Annotated in this window: 29 protein-coding genes; 15 read left to right on the top strand and 14 right to left on the bottom strand. The window is 73.2% G+C overall.

Features of this window, described 5'->3' with window-relative positions:
* Window positions 1-18 precede the first annotated feature (18 nt).
* Window positions 19-786: an SDR family NAD(P)-dependent oxidoreductase gene (locus tag ACFQQJ_RS11820; RefSeq protein WP_377106721.1), complete on the top strand. Its 768-nt coding sequence runs from the start codon at window positions 19-21 to the stop codon at window positions 784-786.
* 56 nt (window positions 787-842) lie between these two features.
* Complete coding sequence (locus ACFQQJ_RS11815) at window positions 843-1,775, top strand: 1-acyl-sn-glycerol-3-phosphate acyltransferase (protein ID WP_377106719.1); 933 nt, start codon at window positions 843-845, stop codon at window positions 1,773-1,775.
* 52 nt (window positions 1,776-1,827) lie between these two features.
* On the opposite strand, the gene ACFQQJ_RS11810 is transcribed toward ACFQQJ_RS11815, so the two are convergent.
* Both ACFQQJ_RS11810 and ACFQQJ_RS11805 read right to left on the bottom strand, forming a co-directional pair.
* A complete protein-coding gene (locus ACFQQJ_RS11810; protein WP_377106717.1) occupies window positions 1,828-3,819 on the bottom strand; it encodes a YhgE/Pip family protein in 1,992 nt (663 codons plus the stop codon).
* Window positions 3,816-6,554 carry an MMPL family transporter gene (locus ACFQQJ_RS11805; RefSeq protein WP_377106715.1) on the bottom strand — a complete coding sequence of 913 codons (2,739 nt, stop codon included), beginning with the start codon at window positions 6,552-6,554 and terminating at the stop codon, window positions 3,816-3,818. The genes ACFQQJ_RS11810 and ACFQQJ_RS11805 overlap by 4 nt, the downstream gene beginning before the upstream one ends.
* 95 nt (window positions 6,555-6,649) lie before the next feature.
* Between ACFQQJ_RS11805 and ACFQQJ_RS11800 the strand changes: the two genes are divergently transcribed.
* Window positions 6,650-7,306, top strand: coding sequence for a TetR/AcrR family transcriptional regulator (locus ACFQQJ_RS11800; protein ID WP_377106713.1), 657 nt, complete (start codon window positions 6,650-6,652; stop codon window positions 7,304-7,306).
* A 9-nt stretch (window positions 7,307-7,315) separates the two neighbouring features.
* A complete protein-coding gene (locus tag ACFQQJ_RS11795; protein WP_377106712.1) occupies window positions 7,316-8,293 on the top strand; it encodes an L-lactate dehydrogenase in 978 nt (325 codons plus the stop codon).
* 55 nt (window positions 8,294-8,348) lie between these two features.
* Here the strand turns inward: ACFQQJ_RS11795 and glsA are convergent, their stop codons facing one another.
* A complete protein-coding gene (glsA, locus tag ACFQQJ_RS11790; RefSeq protein ID WP_377106711.1) occupies window positions 8,349-9,320 on the bottom strand; it encodes a glutaminase A in 972 nt (323 codons plus the stop codon).
* Window positions 9,321-9,347: 27 nt separating this feature from the next.
* Between glsA and ACFQQJ_RS11785 the strand changes: the two genes are divergently transcribed.
* Window positions 9,348-9,881 (top strand): bifunctional adenosylcobinamide kinase/adenosylcobinamide-phosphate guanylyltransferase, encoded by a 534-nt coding sequence (locus ACFQQJ_RS11785; protein ID WP_377106710.1) that lies wholly within the window; start codon window positions 9,348-9,350, stop codon window positions 9,879-9,881.
* Window positions 9,882-9,922: 41 nt separating this feature from the next.
* Complete coding sequence (locus ACFQQJ_RS11780; RefSeq protein WP_377106708.1) at window positions 9,923-10,567, top strand: TetR/AcrR family transcriptional regulator C-terminal domain-containing protein; 645 nt, start codon at window positions 9,923-9,925, stop codon at window positions 10,565-10,567.
* On the opposite strand, the gene ACFQQJ_RS11775 is transcribed toward ACFQQJ_RS11780, so the two are convergent.
* On the bottom strand, window positions 10,564-11,328 hold the full coding sequence (locus ACFQQJ_RS11775; RefSeq protein WP_377106707.1) for an adenosylcobinamide-GDP ribazoletransferase: 765 nt from the start codon (window positions 11,326-11,328) through the stop codon (window positions 10,564-10,566). The two genes, ACFQQJ_RS11780 and ACFQQJ_RS11775, sit on opposite strands and share 4 nt — an antisense overlap.
* Complete coding sequence (gene cobT / locus ACFQQJ_RS11770) at window positions 11,325-12,365, bottom strand: nicotinate-nucleotide--dimethylbenzimidazole phosphoribosyltransferase (protein ID WP_377106705.1); 1,041 nt, start codon at window positions 12,363-12,365, stop codon at window positions 11,325-11,327. The genes ACFQQJ_RS11775 and cobT overlap by 4 nt, the downstream gene beginning before the upstream one ends.
* A gap of 121 nt (window positions 12,366-12,486) precedes the next feature.
* Between cobT and ACFQQJ_RS11765 the strand changes: the two genes are divergently transcribed.
* The 5 genes from ACFQQJ_RS11765 to ACFQQJ_RS11745 all read left to right on the top strand — a co-directional run bounded on the left by ACFQQJ_RS11765 (window position 12,487) and on the right by ACFQQJ_RS11745 (window position 15,116).
* Window positions 12,487-12,963 (top strand): DUF456 domain-containing protein, encoded by a 477-nt coding sequence (locus tag ACFQQJ_RS11765; protein ID WP_377106703.1) that lies wholly within the window; start codon window positions 12,487-12,489, stop codon window positions 12,961-12,963.
* Between the two features lie 61 nt (window positions 12,964-13,024).
* A complete protein-coding gene (locus ACFQQJ_RS11760; protein WP_377106701.1) occupies window positions 13,025-13,540 on the top strand; it encodes a Dps family protein in 516 nt (171 codons plus the stop codon).
* Between the two features lie 173 nt (window positions 13,541-13,713).
* Window positions 13,714-14,520: a sigma-70 family RNA polymerase sigma factor gene (locus ACFQQJ_RS11755; RefSeq protein WP_377106699.1), complete on the top strand. Its 807-nt coding sequence runs from the start codon at window positions 13,714-13,716 to the stop codon at window positions 14,518-14,520.
* Window positions 14,521-14,774: 254 nt separating this feature from the next.
* Entirely contained in the window at window positions 14,775-14,945 is a 171-nt protein-coding gene (locus tag ACFQQJ_RS11750; protein ID WP_377106697.1) for a CsbD family protein, read from the top strand.
* 21 nt (window positions 14,946-14,966) lie between these two features.
* A complete protein-coding gene (locus tag ACFQQJ_RS11745) occupies window positions 14,967-15,116 on the top strand; it encodes a GPGG-motif small membrane protein (protein WP_377106695.1) in 150 nt (49 codons plus the stop codon).
* Window positions 15,117-15,182: 66 nt separating this feature from the next.
* Here the strand turns inward: ACFQQJ_RS11745 and ACFQQJ_RS11740 are convergent, their stop codons facing one another.
* The 4 genes from ACFQQJ_RS11740 to ACFQQJ_RS11725 all read right to left on the bottom strand — a co-directional run bounded on the left by ACFQQJ_RS11740 (window position 15,183) and on the right by ACFQQJ_RS11725 (window position 17,577).
* Complete coding sequence (locus tag ACFQQJ_RS11740; RefSeq protein WP_377106693.1) at window positions 15,183-16,106, bottom strand: esterase/lipase family protein; 924 nt, start codon at window positions 16,104-16,106, stop codon at window positions 15,183-15,185.
* Window positions 16,107-16,204: 98 nt separating this feature from the next.
* Window positions 16,205-16,672 carry a TIGR00725 family protein gene (locus ACFQQJ_RS11735; RefSeq protein WP_377106691.1) on the bottom strand — a complete coding sequence of 156 codons (468 nt, stop codon included), beginning with the start codon at window positions 16,670-16,672 and terminating at the stop codon, window positions 16,205-16,207.
* A 3-nt stretch (window positions 16,673-16,675) separates the two neighbouring features.
* Window positions 16,676-17,191, bottom strand: coding sequence for a glycine cleavage system protein R (locus ACFQQJ_RS11730; protein ID WP_377106690.1), 516 nt, complete (start codon window positions 17,189-17,191; stop codon window positions 16,676-16,678).
* Window positions 17,192-17,241: 50 nt separating this feature from the next.
* A complete protein-coding gene (locus ACFQQJ_RS11725) occupies window positions 17,242-17,577 on the bottom strand; it encodes a thioredoxin family protein (protein WP_377106688.1) in 336 nt (111 codons plus the stop codon).
* Between the two features lie 174 nt (window positions 17,578-17,751).
* Here ACFQQJ_RS11725 and ACFQQJ_RS11720 point away from each other — a divergent pair, with 174 nt between their 5' ends.
* On the top strand, window positions 17,752-17,988 hold the full coding sequence (locus ACFQQJ_RS11720) for a hypothetical protein (protein WP_377106687.1): 237 nt from the start codon (window positions 17,752-17,754) through the stop codon (window positions 17,986-17,988).
* A gap of 2 nt (window positions 17,989-17,990) precedes the next feature.
* On the opposite strand, the gene ACFQQJ_RS11715 is transcribed toward ACFQQJ_RS11720, so the two are convergent.
* The 5 genes from ACFQQJ_RS11715 to ACFQQJ_RS11695 all read right to left on the bottom strand — a co-directional run bounded on the left by ACFQQJ_RS11715 (window position 17,991) and on the right by ACFQQJ_RS11695 (window position 23,038).
* Entirely contained in the window at window positions 17,991-18,650 is a 660-nt protein-coding gene (locus ACFQQJ_RS11715; RefSeq protein ID WP_377106686.1) for a class II aldolase/adducin family protein, read from the bottom strand.
* A complete protein-coding gene (gene mtnA / locus ACFQQJ_RS11710; protein ID WP_377106684.1) occupies window positions 18,647-19,744 on the bottom strand; it encodes an S-methyl-5-thioribose-1-phosphate isomerase in 1,098 nt (365 codons plus the stop codon). Before mtnA ends, ACFQQJ_RS11715 begins: the two co-directional genes overlap by 4 nt.
* A gap of 56 nt (window positions 19,745-19,800) precedes the next feature.
* Window positions 19,801-21,462 carry a nitrate/nitrite transporter gene (locus tag ACFQQJ_RS11705; RefSeq protein ID WP_377106682.1) on the bottom strand — a complete coding sequence of 554 codons (1,662 nt, stop codon included), beginning with the start codon at window positions 21,460-21,462 and terminating at the stop codon, window positions 19,801-19,803.
* Window positions 21,463-21,534: 72 nt separating this feature from the next.
* Entirely contained in the window at window positions 21,535-22,182 is a 648-nt protein-coding gene (locus ACFQQJ_RS11700; protein WP_377106680.1) for a SemiSWEET family sugar transporter, read from the bottom strand.
* A gap of 280 nt (window positions 22,183-22,462) precedes the next feature.
* Window positions 22,463-23,038 (bottom strand): fasciclin domain-containing protein, encoded by a 576-nt coding sequence (locus tag ACFQQJ_RS11695; protein ID WP_377106679.1) that lies wholly within the window; start codon window positions 23,036-23,038, stop codon window positions 22,463-22,465.
* Window positions 23,039-23,221: 183 nt separating this feature from the next.
* On the opposite strand from ACFQQJ_RS11695, the gene ACFQQJ_RS11690 reads away from it, so the two are divergent.
* The 3 genes from ACFQQJ_RS11690 to ACFQQJ_RS11680 all read left to right on the top strand — a co-directional run bounded on the left by ACFQQJ_RS11690 (window position 23,222) and on the right by ACFQQJ_RS11680 (window position 25,237).
* Complete coding sequence (locus ACFQQJ_RS11690) at window positions 23,222-23,875, top strand: fasciclin domain-containing protein (RefSeq protein WP_377106677.1); 654 nt, start codon at window positions 23,222-23,224, stop codon at window positions 23,873-23,875.
* A gap of 68 nt (window positions 23,876-23,943) precedes the next feature.
* Window positions 23,944-24,507, top strand: coding sequence for an RNA polymerase sigma factor (locus ACFQQJ_RS11685; RefSeq protein WP_377106675.1), 564 nt, complete (start codon window positions 23,944-23,946; stop codon window positions 24,505-24,507).
* Window positions 24,497-25,237, top strand: a complete 741-nt coding sequence (locus ACFQQJ_RS11680) for an anti-sigma factor (RefSeq protein WP_377106674.1) — start codon at window positions 24,497-24,499, stop codon at window positions 25,235-25,237. Before ACFQQJ_RS11685 ends, ACFQQJ_RS11680 begins: the two co-directional genes overlap by 11 nt.
* Window positions 25,238-25,315 lie beyond the last annotated feature (78 nt).

The following is a 25,315-nucleotide window of genomic DNA, read 5'->3' as shown; positions in this document are numbered from 1 at the left end:
TCGGGGTATGTTCCCGGCATGCCCACCGCACTCATCACCGGGGCGACCTCTGGCATCGGGGCCGCCTTCGCCCGCGCGCTCGCCGCCCGCGGCGACGACCTGGTGCTGGTCGCCCGGGACGCCACACGCCTCGCGGCGACGGCAGCGGAGCTGAGGGCGCGCCACGGGGTGGGGGTGGAGGTGCTGCCGGCCGACCTCTCGGTCCGCGCGGACGTGCTGCGGGTGGCCGAACGGGTGGAGGACCCGTCCCGCCCGGTGGAGGTGCTCGTCAACAACGCCGGGTTCGGCCTCCACACGGGGCTGCTCGACCGGGAGGTCGCCGAGCACGAGAACGCCCTCGACGTGATGTGCCTGGCGGTCCTCATCCTGGGCGGGGCGGCCGGACGCGCGATGCGCTCCCGTGGCCGCGGGTGCATCGTCAACGTGTCCTCGCTGGCCGCGTGGATCGCACAGGGCCACTACTCCGCGATCAAGGCGTGGGTGAAGGCCTACTCCGAGGGCCTCGCGAACGAACTGCACGGCACCGGCGTCACGGTGACCGCGCTGTGCCCGGGGTGGGTGCGCACGGAATTCCACGGACGGGCCGGAATGCGCACGGCGGCGATCCCCGACCGGGTGTGGGTGGACGCCGACCGCTGCGTCCGCGAAGCCCTCGCCGACGTCGCCCGGGGACGGGTGATCTCCGTTCCCACCACGCGGTGGAAGGCGGCGCTCCTGCTCAGCCGGCTGGTGCCGAGGGCGGCTGTGCGCCGGGCGTCACGGATTCTCACCAGGAGCCGGCAGTAGTGACCCCCGGCCCCATCGTGCGTCACAATGACGAGGTTCCCTTGGAGAGGATTCGGGTGAGTGAACCGAAGCTGAACAGGTACACGTCCGCCGCGCCGGGGACGGCGCGGTTCGTCGCGCAGCACCTGATCATGAAGCCGTACATCTGGTCGGCGGTCACGGTGCACGAGCACGGCGTACGCAACCTGGAGGCGCTGAAGCCGCCGTTCGTGGTCATCGCCAACCACTCCAGCCACCTGGACGCGCCGCTGATCTACGGCGCCCTGCCGCGCCGGCTGTCGAAGAACCTGGCCGCGGCGACCGCCGGCGACTACTTCTTCAGCAACTGGTACAAGGCGCTGCCGACCGCCCTCTTCTTCAACTCGTTCCCCGTCCAGCGGCAGGGCCACGCGAACCGCACCGGGCACCGCGGCCTCGCCGCGCGGCTGGTCAACGAGGGCGTGCCGATCCTGATCTTCCCCGAGGGCACCCGCTCGCGGACCGGGGCGATGGCGAACTTCACCCCCGGCGCGGCCGCGCTGAGCATCTCCCGCAACGTGCCCGTGCTGCCCATCGCCCTCGTCGGCGCCTACGCCGCGATGCCGTACGGCGCGAACGTCCCCGTGCCGGGACGCCCGCACGTGCACGTCGTCTTCGGCCGCCCGCTGCGGGCGGCCCCCGGCGAGATCGCCCACCAGTTCTCGGAGCGGCTGCACCGCTACGTCGTCGAGATGCACGACACCACAGCGCGCGCCTACGGCATGCCGACCCAGGCCGACTTCGCACGCGCCGTCGCCCTGCGCTCTGCGGCGGCACAGGCCGAGCGGGACGCTGCGTCCGCCGCCCGCGAGGTGCGCCCGCTGGAGCCGCCGGCCCCCGTGGAGTTCCGGCCGCTCGAGCAGCCCGCCGGCGAGGTCACCCCGCTCGAGCCGCCCGAGGGCATGGACGTCCAGCCTCTCGAGCCCCCGGACCCGATCGAGTCACCGGTCGACGGGGCCGCCCGCCGCTGAGCCCGTCCTGCGCGGGTCGCCCCTCGGCGGCCCGCCGCCGCTCCTGCGGGCCTCAGGCGCCGGCGAGGACGGCGGCAAGGGTGGTGGTCCGGCGACGGGCGATCGCCACCGCACTCGCGGTGAGCGCGATCAGCAGCCAGCCGACGAGCGTCAGGGTCGAGATCGAGACGCCCGCCGAGCCGGTGAGGATGGCGCGGACCGCGTCCAGGGCCGGGGTGAGCGGCGAGAACGGACGCAGCGCGGCGAACACCGCGGGCGCCGCAGCCGTCAGGGCGGACGCGGTCGTCAGCACCGCGAACAGCACCGACAGCAGCCGTCCCAGGCCGCCCAGCCAGGCGACGAGCGCGTGGTTGACCACCACGAACGTGGCGCCCGCGAGCAACAGCACGCCGGTGACCGCCAGCCACTCCTGCGGCGACATGTCGAGCCCGAACCGGGCGAGGGCGGCGACCAGCACCGCCTGGGCGCCCACCACGACCAGGCCCGGCAGGAGTGCGCGACCGATCAGCAGGGCTGTCGGCTCTGCGGAGTTGAGCAGCCCCGCGCCCACCGCCTTCACCATCGCGTAGGTGGCCAGTGCCCCCAGCCACAGGGCGAGCACCAGCACCAGGCTGATCCAGCCCACGTTCGGGTCGGCGAGCCCGCTGAGCGCGCCGGTGTCGATCGGCGAGGCGACCACGGTGGACAGGTTCTCCCGGTCGGACGCCGAGTAGTGCGGCAGCTTGTCCTTGCCGTCGGCGATGCCGTCGGCCATCTCGCGCAGGCCGTCGGCGAGCTGGGTGCTGCCCGCGTGCGCGTCCACGAGGCCGGCGCCGAGCTGTTCCACGCCGGTGGCGAGCTGGTCGGCCCCGTCCGCGCTCTGCGCGATGCCGCTGACCAGCTTGGGCATCTGGTCGGCGAGGTCTCCGGTGCCTTTGGCGAGCTTGGCGCCGCCCTTGGTCAGCTGGGCGAGTTGCGCGGCGGTGTCCGGGTCGCTCGCCGCCGCCTCCAGCCCCTGCTGGAACTGGGTGACGCCCTGCGCGGCCGCCTGGCCGGCCGCGCCGACGCCCACGGCAGCACCGACGCTCGCGCCGGCGCTGCGCCCGCCCTCGAACGCCTGGCACATCGCGGCCTGGGTGGCCGGATCGGCCGAGAACGTCGGGCAGGGCACCTGCGCTGACGCGGCCTGCTCTGCGGCGGCCGTGGCGCCCTGCACGAGCTGGGCGTTCGCGGCGAGGTTCCCGAACTGGTCGGCCATCTGGCCGAGGTTCGCGATGATCGCCTGCTGGCCCTGCGCCGACTGGGTGACGAGCTGGTCGACGCCGTCGACGTAGTCGGCCACGCCGTTGGCGAGCTTGCGGATGTCCTTGGGCAGGGTCGCGGTCTGGGTCTTCATGGTGCCCAGGCCGTCGGCCAGCTGCCGGCTGCCGGTGCCCAGCTTCCCTGCCCCGTCCGCGGCCTGGCCGACACCGTCGGCGAGTTGCGCGGCACCGTCGGCGAGCTGGTCCGACCCGTCGGCGAGGGTGACGAACTGCTTGCCGAGGTCGTTGAAGCCGATGTAGATCTGGTCGAGGTAGCTCTCGGTGAGCGTGGAGTTGAGCATGGCGGCCGCCTCGCTGGCGACCAGGCGTCCCAGCGTGGCGTCGGCGACGCCGGCGACCGGCGAGGTGGTCACCTCGATCGTCGCCTGCTCCGCCTCGTCGGCGTCCTTCGAGAACGACGTGGCCGCTGCGGAGAAGTTCTCCGGGATCACCACCATCGCGGCGTAGCTGCCGGTCGCGATGCCGGCCCGGGCGTTCTCCTCGCTGTCGAGCACCCAGGTGAGGTTCTCCGTGCGCTGGGAGTCGACGAGGTTCGCGGTGAGCTGGCGCCCCAGCGGCGTGTACTGGCCGTCGATTGTGACCGGCTCGTCGAGATTCACCACGGCGGCCTTGACGGTGTGCAGACGGTCGCCGGCGTTCACCCCGGCGAACAGGAAGCCGCCGGCAACGAGCAGCGGCACCACCACCAGCCCGGCGAGGGTGTACCAGCGCGCGGGCCGCGAGTTCAGCTGTTCGACGTTCATCGGGTCGCTCCTTCCAGGGCGTGGTGGGACGCCAGCCTCAGCACCCGGTGGGCTACCGGCAGCCGGGCCTCGAGATCGGAGCCGGGCATCGCGCCGAGCACCCAGGTCGTGGGTTCGGCGGCCTCGGCGGACGCGGCCAGCGCGCGGTGCAGCGAGCGGTCCTGGACGTCGGAGAGCTCGTCGGCGCTGTCGACGCAGACCAGCCCGCCGGACCGGCCCTTCAGGACCCGCCCGAAGTGCGCGACCGACGGCCCCAGCAGCGGCGCCTGCGCGCGCAGCACGGGCGACTCCTCCGGCAGCACATGGCCGAGCACCTTGAGGTTCCCGCCGGTCAGCTTCACCCGTCCGGCGATCGCCAGCACGAGGGCACGGCGCTGGGCGTGCTCGCCCTCGATCACCAGGACCTCGCCGGGTTCGACGCGCACGGCGACGTCGGCGAACAGGGTCCGTCCGCCCGCGACGGCGGTGAGTCCCTCGCCGACCACGGCAGCGGTGTCGCCGGGGACCGGCCAGTCGGCCAGGTGCACCTGGCGGGTCAACGACTCGCCCTCGATGTCGAGCACCGGCAGCCGCTTGTCCAGCCAGGACGGCAGCCACCAGGCGTGGCGGCCGAGCAGCTTCATCACCGCGGGCACCAGCGTCATCCGCACCACGAACGCGTCCAGCGCCACGCCCACGGCCAGCGCGAAGGCGATCGGCTTGATCGCGCCCTCGCCGTTCGGCACGAAGAAGGCGAACACGCTGAACATGATCAGGGCCGCCGCGACGACCACCTTGGCCGAGTGGACGAAGCCGTCCTCGACCGACCGCTCGGTGTTGCCGTGCACGAACTCCTCGCGCATCCGGGAGACGAGGAAGACCTCGTAGTCCATGGCCAGGCCGAACAGCAGGCCCATCATGATGATCGGCAGGAAGCTGATCACCGGTCCGGCCTCCGGCAGGTTGATGACCTCCTTGAACCAGCCCTGGTTGAAGACCAGGGTGGTGGCGCCGAACGCGCCGCCGACGCTGAGCAGGTAGCCGAGCGCGGCCTTCAGCGGCACCCACACCGACCGGAACACCATGGTCAGCAGCACCAGCGACAGCCCGACCACGAAGATGCCGAACGGCAGCAGGGCGTCGCGCAGCCGGTTGGTGACGTCGATCTGGACCGCGGTGAAGCCGGTGATCGCGGTGTCGATGTCACAGGCCTCCTTCCAGTGGCCGTGGCGGTCGCGCAGGCGCTGCACGAGGTCGGCGGTGGCCGGGTCGTCCGGGCCGGTGGTGGGCACGATCTGCACCATGCCGGTGTCGGCGTTGCTGTTGGGCGTGGACGCGGCCACCATCTCCACCCCGGGCATGGCCTCGATGTCGGCCTTGAGGCAGTCCATGATGTCGAGCGGCTCGTCGGACTCCACGATCGAGCCGGTGACGATCAGCGGGCCGTTGTAGCCGACGCCGAAGATGCGGCTGATCTCGTCGAAGGTCTCGCGGTCCTGGGTGCCGGGCAGTGACCGTCCCGAGGTCGGCAGCGCGAGATAGAGGTCCTTGGTGGGCAGCGCGAGGGCGCCGAGGCCGACCAGGACGACGACGATGGTGACCACCGGCCACCGGGTGACCACCCCGACCCACCAGGCGGACGCGTTGAACCGCGGCGCGGCCGGCGTCGTGGGCGTGGCCGCGGCGGCCTCCGGCGGCGCACCCCCCGCGTCCACCGGCGCGGCCTTCCGGCGCCGGCCCGGGCGCAGCCGCTCGCCGACGTAGCCCATCAGGGCGGGCAGCAGGGTGAGGGCGAGCAGCACCTCGACGGCCACGGTGACCGCGGCGAAGATGCCCATGACCGCCAGGAACGGCACCCCGGAGATGCTCAGGCCGACGAGGGCGATCACGACCGTGAGCCCGGCGAAGACCACCGCGGACCCGGCGGTGCCGATCGAGCGGGCGGCGGACTCCTCCACGTCCATGCCCCCGGCGAGCTGGTCGCGGTGGCGGGAGAGGATGAACAGCGCGTAGTCGATGCCGACGGCCAGCCCGAGCATGATCGCCAGGATCAGCGTGGTCGAGCTCACCTCGATCACGCCTGCGCCGACCTGGACGATCATCACACCCGCCACGACGCCGGCGATCGCCGTCGCGATGGGCAGCATGGAGGCGACGAAGGAGCCGAGGGTGACCAGCAGCACGACGAGCGCGACGACCAGGCCGAGGCCCTCGACCACGCTGAGCCGCGGCAGGTGGATCGAGAACACCTCACCGCCGACGAGCACGCGGGACCCCGGAAGGCTGCCGTGCAGGCTCTGGGCTGTCTCGGTGAGTTCCTCGCGCTGGGCGTCGCTGAAGGTGGACGTGGTGCCCTGCACGCGGACGGTCGCCCGCCCGCTGCGGCCGTCCTCGCTGATCAGGCCGTCGATGTGCTCGTTGTAGGGGCCGATGACGCCGTTGACGTAGGGCAGGGCCTCGAGGTCCCGCGTCCACTGCTTCACCGCGGCCTTCACGTGCGGGTCGTCCATCCGGGAGCCCTCCGGCGCGGTGATCAGCACGGTCGCCGTGGCGTCCGCCGCCTCAGGGAAGGTCACCCGCAGCTGGTCGAGCGCGATGGTCGACTCCGCGCCCGGGATCTTGAACGAGTCGTCGTACTTGCCACCGACGGTGGCCGCCAGCAGGCCCAGGAGGGCGAGCACGACGAGCCAGCCGGCCAGCACCCGGCCCCGACGGCGAAAGCTCGCCCGGCCGATCCGATACAGGAACGACGACACCCCAACTCCTCCTGTTGACGACGTGCGATACAGAACTGTATCCGATACAGTGATGTATCCAAACACGGCAGGACGCGACGAACGCGGAGGTGGGAGTGAGCAGCACCGTGGTGAGCAACCGGCGGCAGCAGACCCGCGACCGGCTGGTCGTCGCCGCCGCCGCCCTGTTCGCCGAGAAGGGCATCGCTGGGTCGAGCGTCGAGGAGATCTGCGAGCGCGCGGGCTTCACCCGCGGCGCGTTCTACAGCAACTTCGAGTCCAAGGAGGACCTCTGCCTGGAGATCGTCCACCAGCGCGGTGAGCAGCTGCTCGCCACCACCCGCCGCGCGCTGGCGATGATCCCGGACGCACCGGTCAGCGCGCACTCCCTCGACGAGATCATCGCGAAGGTCGTCGCCGTCCTCGACATCGGCAACACCCTCGACGACAACTGGGTTCTCGTGCGCACAGAGCTGCGGCTGTACGCGTTCCGCAACCCGTCGTTCCGCTCGGCCCTCCGCGCGGTCGAGCAGGAGGCCGTCCAGCTCGCGATCGCCGCCCTCGCGGACGCCCTCCGGCGCCAGCGGGCACGGCTGCTGCTGCCCATCGACGAACTCATGCTCACCCTCGACGCCTACTGCGAGCACACGCGCCTGGACGCGATCCTCAGCGGACGCACCGACTGGGAGGACGCCTGGCGCACAGGGCTGGAGCGCCTGGTGCGCTCTCTCGTCGTCCTGCCCGAGGGAACGGCAGGGGCGCCCGCTCGATAGGCTGGCGGCATGACAGCTGCGTCCCTGGAAAGCCTGAACCTCGCCAACTCGAAGCTCACCGTCGTCGGGGCGGGATCGGTCGGTACCTCCATCGCCTACGCATCGCTGATCCGCGGCTCCGCCCGCCAGATCGCGCTGTACGACATCGACGCCAAGAAGGTCGAGGCCGAGGTCCACGACCTCTCGCACGGCACCCAGTTCACCCCGACCTCCGTGGTCACCGGCGGCGCCGACATCAGCGTCGCCAAGGACTCCTCGGTGATCGTGATCACCGCAGGGGCACGCCAGAAGCCGGGCCAGACACGGCTCGAGCTGGCCGGCGTGAACGCCGGCATCATGACCAAGCTCGTGCCCGACCTGCTCGAGCAGGCGCCGAACGCCGTCCTCGTCCTGGTCACCAACCCCTGCGACGTGCTCACCGTCGTCGCGCAGAAGGTGAGCGGGCTGCCGGTCAGCCGCGTGCTGTCGACCGGCACGCTGCTCGACACGTCCCGCCTGCGCTGGGCCATCGCGCAGCGGGCCGGCGTCTCGCTGTCCAACGTCCACGCGGCCATGTTCGGCGAGCACGGCGACACCGAGTTCCCCATCTGGTCGTCCGCCTCGATCGCGCAGATCCCGATCCGGGACTGGACCGACCTCGACGGCAACCGCGTGTTCTCCGAGGAGGTGCTCGCCTCGATCGCCCACGACACCGTGCACGCCGCCTACTCGATCATCGAGGGCAAGGGCGCCACGAACTACGCGATCGGCCTCGCCGGCGCCCGTCTCGTCGAGGCGATCCTCGGCGACCAGCGCAAGATCTGGCCGCTGTCGAGCGTGCTCACCGACTACCGCGGCGTCTCCGGCGTCGCGCTGTCCGTGCCCAGCCTCGTCGGTCCGGCCGGCATCCAGCGCGTCTTCGAGTTCCCGATGGACGCCCACGAGATCGGCATGCTGAACAAGTCCGCCGCGGCGATCCGGAGCACCCTTCAGGCGATCGGCTACTGACGCACGGGGGACGCGGACGGGTCTCCCCGCGGGGGAGCCGTCCGTCGCTCCCCGCTCAGGCGGGCCGGGACGCGAACAGCCCCAGGCCGAGGTCGCGGGCCAGGCGCGCGGCCACCCTCACCCCGCGGACGCTGTTGCCCGCCTCGTCCAGGCGCGGGGAGAAGCTGCCCAGGCCGCCCTTGCCGGGCGAGACCGTGAGCACGCCGCCCCCGATGCCCGACTTGCCGGGCAGGCCCACGTCGTACAGCCAGTCGCCGGAGCGCTCGTACATGCCGGCGGTGGCCATCACCGCCAGGACGGGACGCACCAGGTCGGGCGCGACCACCGGCTCGCGGGTCAACGGGTTCATGCCGCCGTCGGCGAGCGTCGCGCCCATCACGGCAAGGTCGTGCGCGGTGACCAGCAGGCAGCTCTGCCGGGTGTAGAGCTCCAGCGCGTCCTCCGGAGGGGTCGCCAGGGCACCCTTCGCCTCCAGGGCGGCGGCGAGCTCGCGGTTGCGGAAGTTGGTGGCGCTGACACCGGCGTACAGGTCGTCGTCCACGCGGAGTTCCCGGCCTGCGAAGGCCGACAGCCCCGCCCGCAGGTGCTCCCACTGCGCGTCCACGTCCGCGCCCGGCAACCGGCTGCAGGTGGCGATCGCGCCCGCGTTCACCATCGGGTTGGTGCGCCCCCCGGGCGCGGCGAGCACCGGCTCGACCGCGTTGAACGCCTGGCCGGTGGCGTTGGCACCGAGCTCCTCGCGCGCGCGCTCGGCGCCGAGGTGGGCGCACACCAGGGCGAAGGTGAACGGCTTGGCGACGCTCATCAGGGCAAAGCCGGCCTCCGCGTCCCCGGCCTCGAACACCTCCCCGTCCGTGCCCACCACGCACAGCCCGAACTGCTCGGGGTCCGCGACGGCCAGCGCCGGGTAGACCTCGGAGTTCTCCCCCTCGGTCACCGTGCGGACGTCCTGCCAGGCCCGGTCGACGATCCGGCGGACGTCGGCGGGTGGGGCGAGACGCCCGGTGGACACGTAGTCGTCGAACACCCCGCTGACGTTAGTAGGGTTCGGGCCATGGCACACGTGCTGGTCACCGGAGGGGTGCGCAGCGGGAAGTCCCGCTACGCCGAGTCGCTGCTCGACCCCTCGACGACGGTCACCTACGCCACGCCCGGGTATCCCGCCGACCCCGCGGTGGACGCGGAGTGGGCGGCGCGGGTGGCCGCGCACCAGCTGCGGCGTCCGTCCTCGTGGCGGACGGTGGAGACCCTCGCCCTCGGCGAGACGGTGGCGTCCGCTCCGGGACCCGTCCTGGTGGACTGCCTGGGCACCTGGCTGACCCGGCTGTTCGACGCCTGGCAGGCGTGGGAGGCCGACGAGTCCACGTGGCTGCCACAGCTCGACACGGAGGTCTCCGGCCTGGTCTCTGCGATCGCCGGCCACGCCGGCGACGTCGTCGTGGTGACCAACGAGGTGGGCTGGGGCCTGGTCTCGGAGTACCGGTCGGGACGCCTGTTCGCCGACCACCTCGGACGCACCAACCAGCGGGTCGCGCAGGCGTGCGACCGGGTGGTGCTGATGGTCGCCGGACGGCCCCTGGACGCCTGACCCTCCACTGGACATGGTGGGGGCGGTGTTAGCGTGTCGGGGTGGCCAAAGGAATCAGCCGCCAACGAATCGTGGAAGCCGCACTCGAACTCCTGGACTCCGACGGGATCGACGCGCTGACGGCGCGCGCCCTCGCCCAGAGGCTGGGCGTACGTGCGCCCGCGCTCTACTGGCACGTGTCCAGCAAGCAGGAGATCCTCGACGAGATGGGCACGGAGGTGCGTCGCCGGATGGCGCGCACGCTCGCCGAGCAGCCAGAGCCGCGTGACTGGCGTGAGGGGCTGGCCGGGTACGCCCGGGTGATCCGCGGCGAGCTGCTCGCACACCGGGACGGGGCCCGCACGTTCAGCGGCACCCGCGTCACCGACCCCGACATCCTGCGCTCGCAGCAGCAGTGGATGGACCGGTGGACGCAGACCGGCCTGCCGACCGAGCACGGGACGGCGGCCGTCCAGCTCGTGACGGCCCTGGTCGTCGGCTTCGTGATCGAGGAGCAGATGCTCGCCTCCACCGACCACTCGCTGCTGGTCGAGACCGACGAGGTCGCGGCCGCAGACGTGCCCCTGGTCAGGGAGGGTGCTGCGCATCTGCGCTCGGATCCGGACGCGCGGTTCGAGGAGTACCTCGACGTGGTGCTGACCGGCATCGCCGTCCGCTACGCCGGGGATCGCGGCGCCGGGAGCTAGCCGATCGCCGCGCCGACCAGCAGGACGGTGGCGGCGACCTCGACGAGCGCGCCGAGCACGTCGCCGGTGATGCCCCCGAACCGGCGGACGGCCCTGGCCAGCAGCCACCACGCCGCGCCGAGCGCGGCGAGGGCCGCGCAGGCGGCGATCCACCACGGTTGCCCGGACAGGTGCGCTGCCCCGGCACCGGCTGCGGGCACGACAACCCACACCGCCACCACGGCGGGAGCAGGAACGCTCCCCGCGACGAGGGCGCCGAGCCCGTCCGGACGCGCCGCCGGCACCGACCGGCGGCAGGCGAGGGCGAGCGCCGCGCGGGCGCCGCAGACCGCCACCAGCAGCGGGAGCCATCCCCACGGGCGTTCCAGCACCGTGCCGGCCGCCAGGGCCTGGGCCAGCAGCACCAGCACCAGCGAGACGGTGCCCATCGGCCCGACGTCGCCGCGGCGCATGATCTCCAGCGCTGCCCCGGCCGGCTTCCCGGACCCCAGCCCGTCCGTGGTGTCGGCCAGCCCGTCGAGGTGCATGGCCCGGGTGCCCATCGCCAGCGCCGCCACGACCAGCACGCCGGCGAGCGGGGACGGCAGCCCCACGGCCACCGCTGCCCAGCCCAGCGCCGCCGAGAGCGCGGCGACCGGCAGCACGGCCAGCGGGGCCAGCAGCATCGCCGCGCGGGCCTGCGGGCGTCCCAGCTCGTCGGGGGGACGCACCGGGACGACGGTCAGCAACCCGACCGCCAGCCGCAGGCCCGGAAGGCTCATGCCAGGTCCGAGAGCTGGGCGATCCCCAGCAGGGCCGCCACCGCCGAACGCACCACCGGGACGGCGAGCACTGCGCCACTGCCCTCGCCGAGCCGCATCGACAGGTCGACCAGCGGACGCAGGCCCAGCCGGTCCAGCGCGAGCGCCTGGCCCGGCTCCGTCGAGCGGTGGCCGGCCTGCAGCCACGCCCTCGTCCCGGGCTGGTAGTCCTCGGCCACCAGCGCCTCCGCGGCCGCGATCACCCCGTCCAGCAGCACGGGCACCCCGCGGCGGGCCGCGCCGCTGATGAACCCGACCGCGGCGGCGAAGTCGGCCGAGCCGAGGGCGGCGAGTCGCTCGACCGGATCGGCGACGCGCTCTCCCGCCCGGGCGAGGGCGGCCTCGATCAGGGTGGTCTTGTGCGCGAGCGTGCCCTCGTCGATGCCGGTGCCGCGGCCGGTGACCGCAGCCGGCTGCACGCCGAGGGACGCGGCGATCAGCGCCGCCGCCACCGTGGTGTTGCCGATGCCCAGGTCGCCGGAGATCAGCAGTTGCGCCCCGGCGGCGACCTGCTCCGCGGCGATCGTGTCGCCCGCGGCGATCGCCTGCTCGACCTCTGCACGGGTGAGCGCGTCGGCGAGGTGGATCGCACCGGAGGACGTCCGCACCTTGAACCGGGAGATCTCCGCCGGCAGGTCGGGGAAGTCCACGGCCACCGCGATGTCGTAGATCGACACCGTCACCCCGTTGGCCGCGGCGAGCGCGGAGACGCCCGCGTGGCCCCCGGCGATGCCGTACACCATGGCCGGCGTGATCGCGGCCGGGTAGGCCGACACCCCGTCCGCGGAGATGCCGTGGTCTCCGGCGAAGACGACCACGCGCACGTCGTCCAGCTGCCGCGGCGGGCACACCCCCTGGCAGGACGAGACCCAGGCGGCCAGGTGCTCGAGCTCGCCGAGCGCCCCGAGCGGCTTGGCCTGGCCGTCGCTCAGCGCGCGGGCCGCGGCGTAGGCGGCGTTGCTGGGGGCCTGCACGGGCGTGCGCACGGAAGGGTTCATCTGGGTCTCCTGGACGGTCGGACGGCGCGTGTCACGCCGCCCGACCACCCTAACGACGGACGGTCGTTGGGTCCGCCCGGGCACACTATTCGACAGGGTCGTACACCGGGAGGACGAAATCGTGCTGGAGTTGCTGGTCGGGCTGGCCGTGCTGGTCGGGCTCGTCGGGATCGTCGTCCCCGTGCTGCCCGGCTCTCTCCTGATCGGTGCCGGCGTGCTGGTGTGGGCCGCCGTGACCAACACCACCGCCGGCTGGCTCGTGTTCGCCGCGAGCGCCACGCTGCTGGCGACCGGCGCGCTCGTCACCTGGTTCATCCAGGCGCGGCACACCAGGGCCGCGGGGGTACCGGGACGCTCCCTCATTGCGGCCGGCATCGCGGGCATCGTGGGCTTCTTCGTGATTCCCGTCGTCGGGCTGCTGCTGTTCTTCCCGCTCGGGCTGTTCCTGGCGGAGTACGCGCGGCTGCGCGAGCCGAGGCGGGCGTGGGCGTCCGCGCTGGTCGGGCTGAAGGCCACCGGGCTCGGCATGATCGCAGAGCTCGGGCTGGCCCTCGCTGCGGCCGGGGTGTGGCTGGCGGCGGTGCTGAGCGGCGTCTGAGGCCCGGCGCCCCGGGGTAAGGGACGGCCGTATCCGTCCGTCCAACCAAGGAGGCACACCCATGGCCAAGAGCGCCAGGACCCGGTTCACCCTGCCCGGACTGACCCGCGAGGAGTCGTCGCGGGTCGTCCAGATCCTCCAGGAGAGGCTGGTCTGCTACAGCGACCTGCACCTCACGCTGAAGCACGTGCACTGGAACGTGGTGGGGCCGAACTTCATCGGCGTCCACGAGATGATCGACCCGCAGGTCGAGCTCGTGCGGCTGTACGCCGACGAGGTCGCAGAGCGCATCGCGGCCCTCGGCGCCTCGCCGAAGGGGACGCCGGGCGCGATCGTCGCGACCCGAAGCTGGGAGGACTACCCGCTGGGCCGGGACCTCGTGCAGGCCCACCTCGAGGAACTCGACAAGGTCTACGACGGCGTCGTGGAGTCCAACCGCACCGCGATGGAGGAGCTGGAGGACCTCGACCTGGTCACCCAGGACCTGCTGATCGGACACACCGGCGAGCTGGAGAAGTTCCAGTGGTTCGTCCGTGCCCACCTCGAGAACGCCCAGGGCGCCATCCCCAACAACTGATCCCGGCTCGCCGGGGAGCGGAATTGCCTACTCCCGCCCCTCCGGCGAGCGGTCGGGACCCACTTCCGGCCACCCCCGCCTTGACCCGCAGACCGCAGCTTTGGCAGATTCGGAGCGTCTGAGCGGTCAAACCACGTGCCGACTCCGACGTCTTGCTCCGAAAGGAGACGACGATGGCACGTGGCCTCGCGCCCGCTTCCAGCGTCCCTGCTGATACCCGCACCCGTGAAGCACGCACCGAGGAACTCCTCGGGCGACTGCAGTGCTGCACCGACGACGCCGAGAGGCAGTCACTCACCGAAGAGCTCGTCGAGGCCAACCTCGGCCTCTGCGACGCGCTCGCCAACCGTTACGCGAACCGGGGTGCCGACCGCGACGACCTGGTGCAGGTGGCCAGGGTCGCCCTGTTCCTCGCCGTCCGCCGCTTCCGTCCCGGCGAGGGGCGCAGCTTCGTCGCGTTCGCCGTCCCGACGATCACCGGCGAACTGAAGCGCCACTTCCGCGACCACTGCTGGATGGTCCGGCCACCGCGCCGGATCCAGGAGTTGCGGGCCCGGGCCAGCCGCCAGGGCCAGGAACTCGAACAGCAGCTGGGCCGCAGCGTCACCACGGCCGAGCTCGTCGAGGAGCTGGGGGTGGACGCGGGCCTCGTCCGCGAGGCCACCACCGCCGACGGCAGCTACCGTCCCTGGTCGCTGGACGCGCCGGTCGACTCCGAGTCCGGAACCAGCTTCGGTGCCACCCTCTCGGTGGACGGTGACACCGACCAGCTGGTCGACCGGCTCGCGCTGCAGCGCGCGCTGTCCGGCCTCACCCGCCGGGAGCGGATGGTGCTGAAGTGGCGGTTCGAGGAGGGCTGCACCCAGGCAGAGATCGGACGGCGCCTCGGCGTCTCCCAGATGCAGGTGTCCCGCATCCTGCGCCGCAGCCTGGGACGGGCCCGGGACGCGCTCACCGAGCGCGAGCCGCTCGCCGGCTGACCCAGCTGACCCGCCACGGCTAGCCCGCCACCCGGCTGGCCCGCCACGGCTGGCCCGCCACGGCTGGCCCGCAAACCCCGAGGGCCAGCCTTGCGTCCGAGGGCTCGCACACCGGTGCTGGCCCTCGGCGTCAAGGCTGGCCCTCGGCGCGGGGGGCTGGCCCTCGGCGCGGGGGCCTGGCTCTCGCGGTTTGCGGGGGCGACGGGCGGGGTACCCAGTATTCGAAAGCGCAGGACGACACGAGGAGGAACCTCATGGGTATCGACGACAAGGCGGAGAACACCGCCGACAAGGTGAAGGGCCAGGTCAAGGAAGGCTGGGGCAAGCTCACCGACAACGAGCGCCTCGAGGCCGAGGGCAAGGCCGAGCAGGCCGTCGCCGATGTCAAGCAGGCCGGCGAGAAGGCCAAGGACGCGTTCAAGTAAGCCGAAGAAAGGACGACACCAATGGCACTCCTTCTGTGGATCCTCGCCGCGATCCTCGTGATCTCGGGCATCTTCGCCCTCGTCAGGGGCCAGATGCTGTGGGGCATCGTGCTCATCGTGGTCGGCCTTCTGGTCGGCCCCGGAGGGGTCAGCATCTTCAACGTGAGCTGACCGCGACCACCGTGGTGACGCCCGCCGTTCCGGAACTCCGGACGGCGGGCGTTCGGCTGTCCGGACCTATGCCTCCCGCGCGACGGCGTCCGCCACGACCGCGAGGACGGCGGGATCCCAGGTGAGGGCACGCTCGACCGGCAGCCCGAACTGCCCGGCGAAGAACAACGAGTGGACGTCGTCGAAGGTGTGCGTCACCCGGTGGGGCAGCACGGACGCGGGGACGTCCTGCGCCAACGCGCTGCGCAGGCTCACCAGCCCGTCGTTCGGCCAGGCCGAGCGCGGGCCGTCCGCGGTGAACGCCGCGCCGCCGACCAGGGTGACGGTGAGCCCGTCCAGCAGGCCCCCCTGCCGCGCGTTCCACCCGTCGGCACCGGCGAGGTAGCCGCTCGTCACCTGCTCCGCGGCGCCGTCGCGCGGGGCGGACGCGGCTTCCGCGGAGAACCCGGCGAGCACCGCGGCGAACCGCGGGTCGCCCGCGAGGTCGGCGGGATCACGCTGGCCGGCCTCCACCTCCGCCGCGAAGGAGCCCGTCCACGGCGTGCCGATGGTGGTCAGGCTGCGGACACAGAGCGGGGACGCCGCGTCGCGCAGCACACGCAGGGCCGCCCTGCTGAACAGCCCGCCCATCGAGTGCGCGACGAGGTCGAAGGACGAGTAGCCGTAGCGCTGCGACAGCAGCGCGAGGAAGCCCGCCAGGTGGTGCCCGGCGCCGTCGATCGTGCCGGCGGAGTTGATGGTCACCTCCGCGGGAAGCACCTCCGGCGGGGCACTGAAGCCGGGTTCGGCCTCGTCGGCCAGAGCCTGCCCGGCGCCCACGTGCGCCGGCGCGGTGAACACCTCGTGGCCCGCGGCGAGCAGGCCCTCCCTCAGGAAGGTGTCGGTGGTGCCGGCGGGGAGGCCGCCGCGGCAGGCGGCGTCCGGCGTGGTGAACGGGCTGTGGGCGGCGCCACCGGACACGATGACGAGGGCGCGGGACGGGGAGCTCATGACGGTTCCTGAGGGTGCGACTGGCGGGTCGGGTTGCCGCGGTGCGGCGTCGGCCCAGCGTAGCCATCCCCCGCCGCGCGGGCGGTCGCGGCGCGGCGTCAGCCCAGGAGGTCGTACAGCGCGCTGATCGCCGCACCGGCGTCGGGCGCGTCCACACCGGCCGGCTCCGGCAGCGTCCAGCCGCCGATGCGGACCAGCGGCCGTCCGGTGCGCAGCGCCAGCGCCACCTCGCTCAGGGTGCCCCAGCTGCCGCCGACCGCGACCACGGCATCGGCGGCGCGCACCAGCACCCCGTTGCGGAGCTCCCCGAGTCCCGTGGCGATGAGCACCCCGTGCGCCGGCGAGCCGGCGGCCCGGTCCGTCCCCGGCAGCAGGCCGACGGCGAGCCCGCCCGCCTCGCGGGCACCCTCGGCAGCAGCCGCCATCACCCCGCCGAGCCCGCCGGTGAGGACGACGGCGCCCTCCCGGGCGAGCAGCCGCCCCAGCTCCCGGGCGGTCGCGCACTCCTCCGGCGTCGCGTCACCGGGGCCGCTGACCGCGACCTGGCGTCCGGCGAGCCCGGTCACGGCTCACTCCCCGGTGAGGCTGATGTCCACCAGGATCTCCGCGGCCAGGCGCTCGAGGTCCGCCGCGATGGTGGCCGGCTCGGCGCCCTGCGGGAGCCGAGCCACCACGGTCGCCTCGAAGAGCCGCCCGCCCGACATCGGCGCCTCCCTGCTCTCGCTCGTGAGGCTCTCGATGCTGGCGCCGTGCCGGCTCAGCACCGCGGAGATGTCGCGCACGATGCCCGGGTGGTCGTTGCCCAGCACCGTCAGGGTGAGGTCCTTCTGCGCGGGGACGGCGGGCGCGTCCGACCCGGGGTGGGCGGTGACCTTCAGCAGCCCGTCGAGCTGGCCGAGGGCAGCGGTGAGGTCGGCGAGCCGGTCGTCGGGGACGGAGACCACGACGATCCCGGCGAAGGTTCCGGCGAGCTCGGCGAGCTGGCTGTGCTCCCAGTTGCCGCCGTGCGCGCTGACGACATCGGCCAGGGCGGCGACAAGGCCGGCGCGATCGTCGCCGACGACGGTGAGGACGAGGTTCGACACGCCCCGAGCCTATCGACTCCCCCGCGTCGACTCACCCGCGGAAGCGTGGCTCAGGACGTGGACGTCTCCGCCCGCAGCCGGGTCATGGCCTCGGCCAGCTCGTCGGTACCCCAGGGCCGCACCACCCGGGCGACCTCCGCGCCGTCGGCGAGGAAGATCAGCGTCGGCCACAGCTTCACGCGGTAGGAGCGGCCGAGCGGACGGCCCTTGCCGTCCTCGACCAGGACGTGGCGCAGTCCGTCCGCCTCGCCCAGGACCGAGGCGATCGCCGGCTCGGCCGCACGGCAGTACCCGCACCAGTCCGTTCCGAACTGGAGCACCGTTGCCCCCGGCAGGGCGTCGACCTCGTCCCGCGAAACGGCCTCTGGCAGGTAGGCGTACGGCATGCGCGTCAGGATAGGCGACGGCCCCAACCTCCCCGGCGACGACGTCCGGAGGCACTGCCAGGGCTCCCTCGCGGTAGTGAGGGCCAACCGGGGACCGTGTCCGCCCGGCGCCTGACCCGCCGGCGGGCACTTCGGCCACTTCCCCGGCCCCGGACCCGGTGCGATGCTGGAAGCGTGACGGTGTCACCCCTGCCCAGGGTTGGTGCGACGCTGGCCGGTCGGGACCGCAGCGGACGCACCCTGCGGATTGCCCGCCACGCGGAGACCGAGCGCGTCGTGCTGTCGGTGTGGCAGGACCAGACCTGCGTGGCGACGGTTCGGCTCGCCCCCGAGGACGTGGCCGCCCTGGTCGGTGAGCTGGCCCGGCTGCTCCCGCAGGATCCCCCGGCACAGCACCCGCGCGCCGGCTGAGGTCAGCCCGGGTTCCCGGTGAGGCGCGCGTAGCGGTCGAACTGCGCCTGCGCCGCGGCCATCTCCGCGTCGGTGAGGAGCACGGGCTCGCCCAGCTGGCAGGCGCGCCAGTACTGCTCGCACAACGTCTCCAGCTGGACGGCCAGCAGCAGCGCGTGGGAGAGGTCACGCCCGTGCACCACCATGCCGTGGTTGGCCAGCAGGCAGGCGCGGCGCCCGTCCATCGCGGCCACTGCGGCGTCGGAGAGCTCCTGGGTGCCGAACGTGGCGTAGTCGGCGCAGCGCACCGTGGTGCCGCCGAAGAGCGCGAGCAGGTAGTGGAAGGCCGGGAGGTCCTGGCGGCGACAGGCCAGCGCGGTGGCGAAGGACGAGTGCGCGTGCAGGACCGCGCCGGCCTCGGGGAACGCCGCGTACAGGTCGGCGTGCAGCCGCCACTCCGAGGACGGCTCGAGCGCGCCGTCGGCGTGGCCGTCCCGGATCGCCACGAGGTCCTCCGGGGCGACGGTCTCCACCGGTCGGCCGCTCGGGGTCACCAGGAACGCGGTGCCCTCCCCGACCAGGCGGACGCTGGCGTTGCCGGACGTCCCGTGGTTCAGGCCCGCATCCGCCATCGCGCGGAACGTGGCGACCAGGCGCGTGCGGGCGTCCATCACGGCGCTCATCGGCCGCTCCTTCCGAAGACGTCGGCCAGGGCGGCGGCGCCGAGCACCCCGCGCTCGGTGATGTAGCCGCTGACCAGGTGCGCCGGGGTGACGTCGAACGCGGGATTGGCCGTGCGCGTCCCCGCCGGTGCCAGGCGGACCTCAGCGACCCTTCCGGTGGCGTCGAGGCCGCGGACGGTGCACACCTCGTCCTGCCCGCGGTCCTCGATCGGGATGGCTGCGCCGTCGGGGCAGGCGAGGTCGAGGGTCGAGGACGGGGCCGCGACGTGGAACGGCACGCCCGCGGCGTGGGCGGCCAGCGCCTTCAGGTAGGTGCCGACCTTGTTGGCCGCGTCCCCGTTGGCGGCGATGCGGTCCGCGCCGGTGATCACCACGTCCACCGCGCCGGTGGCGAGCAGGAACCCGGCGGCGTTGTCGGCGACCAGCGTGTGCGGCACGCCCGCCTCGCGGAGCTCCCAGGCGGTCAGCAGGCCCTGGTTGCGCGGGCGGGTCTCGCTGACCACCACCTCCACCGGCACGCCGTCGGCGACGGCGGTGAAGACCGGCGCCAGCGCTGTGCCGATCCCGCATGTCGCCAGCCAGCCGGCGTTGCAGTGGGTGAGCACGCGCACCGGGCCTCCCCGCTGCTCGGCGAGCCGCCGCAGGACGGGCACCCCGTGACGTCCGATCGCCGCGCACAGGGCCGCGTCGTCGTCAGCGATCGCCTCCGCCTCGGCCCACGCGACGGCGGGACGATCCGCCGCAGGGAGGGGGCGGAGCCGCCCGGCCATCCGCTCCAGGGCCCAGTGAAGGTTGACGGCGGTCGGCCGGGTACCGCCCAGCAGGACCACGGCCGCGTCGAGCGCCGCGTCACCCGCGTCCACGGTCATCGCGATGGCGACGCCGTAGGCGGCCGTGGCGCCGATCAGGGGAGCGCCGCGCACGCGCATCACCCCGATGGCCTCCGCGACCTGGTCCACGCTCGACAGGTGGCGGGTGGCGCGCTCGTACGGCAGGAGGGTCTGGTCGAGGACGCCGATACCGTCGTGCTCCCGCCACACCGTCGGGGCACGACAGCCCGCGACCGGCACCCAGGGCAGCGACGCCACGTCCATGCCCGCACTCTAGCCAGCGCAGGGTCGGCGGGGACGCCGTCGGGCCGGGCGGGCCCTCAGCCCCGCGCCCAGCTGTTCACCTCGACCGGCAGGACCACCTGGCGGGCCCGGAGGGCGGCGGCGATGGCGAGGCGGGCGGCCGCCGCGGAGTCCGCGTCCGGGCAGCGCACCTCGATCGCGCCCACCTCCAGGTCGGGCGTCGCGACCAGGTCGAGGTAGTCACGGACGCGGTCGTCCCACCACGACGCGGACGCGTCCGGCGGCGGGACGTCGATGGCGACCAGGCGTCCGCCGATGCCGGGCTGGAGGGCGGCCACCCGCACCACGCGCCCGTCGTCCACCACCAGCTCGAGGGCGCCGAGCTCCGGTCCGGCCGACTCCGGGGAGCGGAACAGCCGCCACTGCACGAGCGCGTTGGCGACCTCCCTGCGCAGCACGACGGCGAGCCGCTCGTGACGGACGCCGCGGGCCGCGTCCAGCCGCCGCACCTGGGCCCGCGCCACGTAGGCGCCGGCGACACCCACCCCCCAGAACAGGAACTGGGTGGCCATCGCCCACCGGAACGCCACCGGGGAGTAGCCGCCCAGGAGGTCGAGCACCACGCCGATCACCCACACGTTGAGCACGGCGGCGAGGAAGCCCCCGACGATCACCAGCCCGCTGGCCGTGCCGATCTGGTGGAGGGGGTTGTGGGCGCGGGCCACGTCGAAGCCGACCGAGGAGCCGGGGCCGGCGACGGCGAGGCCGGCCATCAGCACGACCAGCAGCCAGATCGGCGCCGGGCCGGGCCACAGCAGCACCGCGAGCCACGGGAGCGCGACGGACAGCGAGACCAGCAGCGCGAGGTTCGTCCGCTGGAGGGGTGCCCGCCGGCTGAGCACCCCGACGAGCGGGCCGAGCGGGACGCCGGCCAGCACCATCACCGTGAACAGGCCCGCGGCGACCGGCTGCGGGTAGCCGAGCCCGGACATCAGGAACGGGTAGCCCCACATCAGGGTGAAGGTCATCACCCAGAACGAGCACATCCAGTGGATCCAGAAGCCCAGTCGCGACGCCGGGACGCGGAGCACGTTGGCCACCTGCTGCCGCAGGCCCACGTCGGGCGGGCTGACCGGCGGGACCACTCCGGGCGGGGCGTTGCGCATCAGCGCGAGGACGACCACAGCGGTCAGGGCCGACACCGCCGCCGCGGCCGTGAAGGCCACCGTCCAGCCGGCCGCCCCGAGCAGGGCTGCCAGCGGGACGGAGCTCAGCACCTGCCCGGCCTGTCCGACCATGCTGGTCAGCTGGTTGAGCACGGCGATCCGTCCGGCCCCGAACCAGGCCGGCAGCAGCCGCAGCACCGAGCCGAACGTCATCGCGTCCCCGACGCCCAGCAGGACGCGGGCGATGATCGCCGACACCACGTTGGTGCTGACCGCCAGGTCGAGCTGGCCCAGGCACATCAGCACGCCGCCGCCGGCCACCACCAGGCGGGTGCCGAACCGGTCGGCGAGCACGCCGACCGGCACCTGCATCACGGCGTAGGTGAGCAGCTGGACGACCACGAACAGGCTCACCAGCGAGGCGCCGGCCGAGAACCTCTCCGTCGCCTGGACGCTCGCCACCCCGAAGCTGGTGCGCTGCATCACGGCCACGACGTAGGCGAGCGCCCCCAGCGCCCACATGAACCAGGCGCGCGGGGAGTCCACGGCGCGGTATCGGTCGGCGGGGGGCACGTGCCCACTGTCGCACGGGCGGACGGCCGGTCCGCCGGTGCGTCCACGCGGCAGGTCCGGGCCGGAAGCCGCTTACTCCCCGACGGCCGGCAGCAGCGGGACGGCGTCCTCGTCCTCGTCCCTGGGGAACAGGGCCCGCAGGCCGAGTCGGCGGAGGACGAACCAGACGAAGTTCACCACCCCGATCGCCATCGCGATCGAGACCGCGATCATGGTGCCGGAGTCACCGACCATGAGCCCCCACGTCTCCCACAGCGTGATGTTCACCAGCCCGAGCACGAGGAACACCGGCGACAGCCCGCGGACGTCCCGGGCGCGCGCGAGCTCGACCGTCTGGCCGCCGGCGATCACCACACTCGGGACGGTGACCACCACCCCGTACGCCGCAGAGCCCAGCAGCAGGTCGATCGCGATCATCGCCACCCCCAGGACCGCCCCGGGCAGCAGCGTCGCGGCAACCGGACGGTCGAGCCCGCGGGCCATCAGCACCAGGATCGGGACGGTCGTGAGCAGGGCGAGCACGTTGGTGACGACCTGCGGGGGCTGGCCGATCAGCAGGCCGTGCACCGTCCAGCCGATGTTGATCGACAGCGTCGCCTGCCAGGCGATCAGCGAGAGGCCCGCGACGCTGCGGGTGCGCAGCAGCCGGACGAGCTGGGGGACGCCGAGGATCGTGCCGAGCACGGTCGCGCTCCAGCCGACGATGTCGACGGGCGTCATGGTTCGTTCTCCCCCCGGTCGGGTGTGGAAGCGCTCCCGCACCCGGCCCTGTCCGGCGGCGTGTCACCGGTGTGGCTGTGCGACGAACCCTACGCCGGGCACGGGCCAGGGAAGGCCCGAACCGGACGAAGGTGCGCCCGGCGCCGGGCCGGGCGGGCGTCCGTTCAGGCCCGCAGCCGGGGACGGGCACGGGGGTGTGGACCGCTTGCACTTCTCGTCGTCGGGCGGGCGTGCAGAAGGGGCCGCCCCCGAAGGGACGGCCCCTCGTGTCGCGGCGCGCTCACTTGGAGGGCAGGAGCACCCCGTCGATCACGTGGATCACGCCGTTGCTGGCGGTGATGTCGGTCTTGACCACGTTCACGGTGTTGCCGGCGCCGTCGGTCAGGCTGACCTTGCCGTCCTTCACGTTCACGGTGAACGTGCCACCCTGCACCGTGGTCACCTTCTGGCCGTCCATGCCGGCCACCTGTGCGGCCATGACCTCGCCGGGCACCACGTGGTAGGTCAGGACGCCGGTGAGGGCCTCCTTGTCCTTCAGCAGGCCGTCGAGGGCACCGTCGGGGAGCTTCGCGAACGCCTCGTCGGTGGGAGCGAAGACGGTGAAGGGACCCTCGCCCTTCAGCGTCTCGACCAGGCCGGCCGCGGTCAGTGCCTGGGCGAGGGTGGTGAAGTCGCCGGCGGCGACGGCGGTGTCGACGATGTCCGGCGCCGCGGACTCGCTCATCGTCGGGGCCGGGCTGGACGCCGCCGACGTGGCCGGCGCGGAAGGGGACGGGGCGGCCGGCGTGGTGGCGGTGCACCCGGTGGCCACGAGGCCCAGTCCGATGATCGCGGCAGCGGTGAGGATGCTCTTCATGGTCGGTCCTTTCGGTCGGTGTTGCTTGCCCCTTCTTCCGTCCGGGCCGGACGCACGGATGCATGGTGCGCAGTTCTACGCAGGCACCGCAGGTTCGCCGGATCGGGTGCATCCGGACGGCCCGCTCGCGCCGAAGAGGAGTCGAGCTGCACGCCGGTGCAGCCTGAGCGAAGGGACCACACCATGACGCTTCGACGCACGCTGACCCGACTGGGCGCCGTCGCCCTCACGGGCATCCTGGCCGCCGGGCTGGCCGCAGCCCCGGCCGGTGCCACCACGACCTCGCCCGGCGAGCGCAGCCTCGCCGCGGTGCTCACCTCCGACGGGAACACCTTCGACCGCAACTGGTACGACTACGACATCGTCACAGAGGCGGTGCTCGCCGTCCTGGCCGCCAAGCCCTCCAGCCCGGTCGGCGTCCTGGCCGACGGGTCGGTGCCGCTGACCGCGTTCATCCCCAACGACCGCGCCTTCCAGGTGCTCGTGCACGACCTGACCGGGCGCTGGCCGTCCACCGAGAAGAAGACGTTCGACCAGCTGGTGGCGGCCGTCGGCGTGGACGCGGTGGAGAGCGTCCTGCTCTACCACGTGGTACCGGGCGCCACGATCCGCGCGAAGGACGCGGTGAAGGCGGACGGCGCGTCCCTGGCCACCGCGCTCCCCGGTGCCTCGATCACCGTCGACGTGAAGAGCAAGTGGCTGCCGCTGATCGTGCTGAAGGACCTCGACCGCAACGACGCCAACCCCTGGGTCAACCCGCGCGCGCTCGACATCAACAAGGGCAACAAGCAGATCGCGCACGGCATCACCCTTGTGCTGCGTCCGCTGAACCTCTGACCGACGTGGGCACCGGCCCCTTCCCGGCGACCCTCGCCGGAGGGGCCGGTCCCACCTATGCTGAAGAGGTGCCGAGCGACAGCGCCCTCCCACAGGAGGACCTGGCCGTCCGCCTGCGCGACGGGGACGCCGACGCGCTGGCGGCGGTGTACGAGCGGCACTCCCGCCTCGTCCACACCCTGGCGCTGCGCGCGCTGGGCAACCACCACGATGCCGAGGACGTGACCCAACAGGTGTTCGTCGCCGCCTGGCGCGGACGACACAACCTCGATCCCGGCCAGGGACCGCTCGCGGCCTGGCTGGTGGGCATCACCCGGCACGCCGTCGCCGACCTGCTGGCACAACGCGCACGAACCGTCCGCAACCTGCACGCGGTCGCCGCCCAGCCCGCGGAGCCCGCGACGGCGTCCCTGGACGGCGCGGTCACCGACCGTGTCGTCGTCGCACACGCGTTGGCCTCCCTGGGTGAGCCGAGGGCGACCATCCTGAAGCTGGCGTTCGCCGAGGAGCAGACGCATGAAGAGATCGCGCGGCGCCTGGACCTGCCGCTGGGTACGGTGAAGAGCCACATCCGGCGGGGTCTGCTGCAGTTGAGAGAGAACATCCGGGGGGTGAGAGCCGATGCATCCTGACGAGGAGACGCTGGCCAGGCTCGCCCTCGGCGAGCCGGTCGGGGCGGAGGACGCCGCGCACGCGGAGGGTTGCGCCTCCTGCCAGGCGTTCATCGCCGAGCTGGCCGAGACGCTGGCGCTCGTCCGCGAGTCGTCCGGGGAGGAGCTGGTCGCACCTCCGGACTCGGTGTGGCGGGCGATCAGCGACGAGGTGGCCACGGACGCCGCTGTGCCGGTGTCACCGGCGGTGCCCACGGCGCCGGCACCCCCTCCGGAGTCCGGATCGTCGGGGGTGGACGAGCTCGCCGCGAGGCGGCGTCCGAGGTTCGGCTGGATCGCGATCGCCGCGGCCGTCGGGGTGGTCGCCGGCGTGGTCGGCACACAGGTCGTCCCCGACCTGGTCGCGCCGCGGCCGCAGGTGATCGCCCAGGCCCAGCTGGACACGCTGGACACCGGTACCCGCGGCGGCGAGGCGGAACTGCTCTCCAGCCGCGGCCGCGCCCTCGACCTGCGTGTGCAGGTGAAGCCGCTCGACCCGGGCGACGGCTACCTCGAGGTGTGGCTGATCAACTCCGACCTCAAGCGGATGGTGTCGATCGGCGTCCTGCCCAGCGACGCCACCGAGCAGGACTTCCGGGTGACCCGCAGCCTGATCGACCAGGGCTACGTGATCGTCGACATCTCCCGCGAGCAGTTCGACGACCGTCCCCAGCACTCCGGCGACAGCCTGTTGCGCGGCAGCCTCGCCTGAGCGCCTCCCCTCACGTCCCGCGAAGTGGACCGAAACCGCCGATGTCGGCGGTTTCGGTCCACTTTGCGCGCGGAGGGG

Source organism: Propionicimonas sp. T2.31MG-18, from assembly GCF_964266745.1.
GTDB lineage: Bacteria > Actinomycetota > Actinomycetes > Propionibacteriales > Propionibacteriaceae > Propionicimonas.
Note: the sequence above shows the minus strand (reverse complement) of the source record. Positions and strands in the feature narration are given on the sequence as shown.

What these genes read in the sequence shown, in the direction of transcription:
- ACFQQJ_RS11740 (WP_377106693.1), bottom strand. Translation starts at nt 16,106, where the DNA reads ATGAGCTCCCCGTCCCGCGCCCTCGTCATCGTGTCCGGTGGCGCCGCC.
- ACFQQJ_RS11795 (WP_377106712.1), top strand. Translation starts at nt 7,316, where the DNA reads ATGACAGCTGCGTCCCTGGAAAGCCTGAACCTCGCCAACTCGAAGCTC.
- cobT (WP_377106705.1), bottom strand. Translation starts at nt 12,365, where the DNA reads ATGAACCCTTCCGTGCGCACGCCCGTGCAGGCCCCCAGCAACGCCGCC.
- ACFQQJ_RS11775 (WP_377106707.1), bottom strand. Translation starts at nt 11,328, where the DNA reads ATGAGCCTTCCGGGCCTGCGGCTGGCGGTCGGGTTGCTGACCGTCGTC.
- ACFQQJ_RS11745 (WP_377106695.1), top strand. Translation starts at nt 14,967, where the DNA reads ATGGCACTCCTTCTGTGGATCCTCGCCGCGATCCTCGTGATCTCGGGC.
- ACFQQJ_RS11680 (WP_377106674.1), top strand. Translation starts at nt 24,497, where the DNA reads ATGCATCCTGACGAGGAGACGCTGGCCAGGCTCGCCCTCGGCGAGCCG.
- ACFQQJ_RS11785 (WP_377106710.1), top strand. Translation starts at nt 9,348, where the DNA reads ATGGCACACGTGCTGGTCACCGGAGGGGTGCGCAGCGGGAAGTCCCGC.
- ACFQQJ_RS11750 (WP_377106697.1), top strand. Translation starts at nt 14,775, where the DNA reads ATGGGTATCGACGACAAGGCGGAGAACACCGCCGACAAGGTGAAGGGC.
- ACFQQJ_RS11755 (WP_377106699.1), top strand. Translation starts at nt 13,714, where the DNA reads ATGGCACGTGGCCTCGCGCCCGCTTCCAGCGTCCCTGCTGATACCCGC.
- ACFQQJ_RS11690 (WP_377106677.1), top strand. Translation starts at nt 23,222, where the DNA reads ATGACGCTTCGACGCACGCTGACCCGACTGGGCGCCGTCGCCCTCACG.
- ACFQQJ_RS11725 (WP_377106688.1), bottom strand. Translation starts at nt 17,577, where the DNA reads ATGCCGTACGCCTACCTGCCAGAGGCCGTTTCGCGGGACGAGGTCGAC.
- ACFQQJ_RS11715 (WP_377106686.1), bottom strand. Translation starts at nt 18,650, where the DNA reads ATGAGCGCCGTGATGGACGCCCGCACGCGCCTGGTCGCCACGTTCCGC.
- ACFQQJ_RS11810 (WP_377106717.1), bottom strand. Translation starts at nt 3,819, where the DNA reads ATGAACGTCGAACAGCTGAACTCGCGGCCCGCGCGCTGGTACACCCTC.
- mtnA (WP_377106684.1), bottom strand. Translation starts at nt 19,744, where the DNA reads ATGGACGTGGCGTCGCTGCCCTGGGTGCCGGTCGCGGGCTGTCGTGCC.
- ACFQQJ_RS11700 (WP_377106680.1), bottom strand. Translation starts at nt 22,182, where the DNA reads ATGACGCCCGTCGACATCGTCGGCTGGAGCGCGACCGTGCTCGGCACG.
- ACFQQJ_RS11760 (WP_377106701.1), top strand. Translation starts at nt 13,025, where the DNA reads ATGGCCAAGAGCGCCAGGACCCGGTTCACCCTGCCCGGACTGACCCGC.
- ACFQQJ_RS11695 (WP_377106679.1), bottom strand. Translation starts at nt 23,038, where the DNA reads ATGAAGAGCATCCTCACCGCTGCCGCGATCATCGGACTGGGCCTCGTG.
- ACFQQJ_RS11820 (WP_377106721.1), top strand. Translation starts at nt 19, where the DNA reads ATGCCCACCGCACTCATCACCGGGGCGACCTCTGGCATCGGGGCCGCC.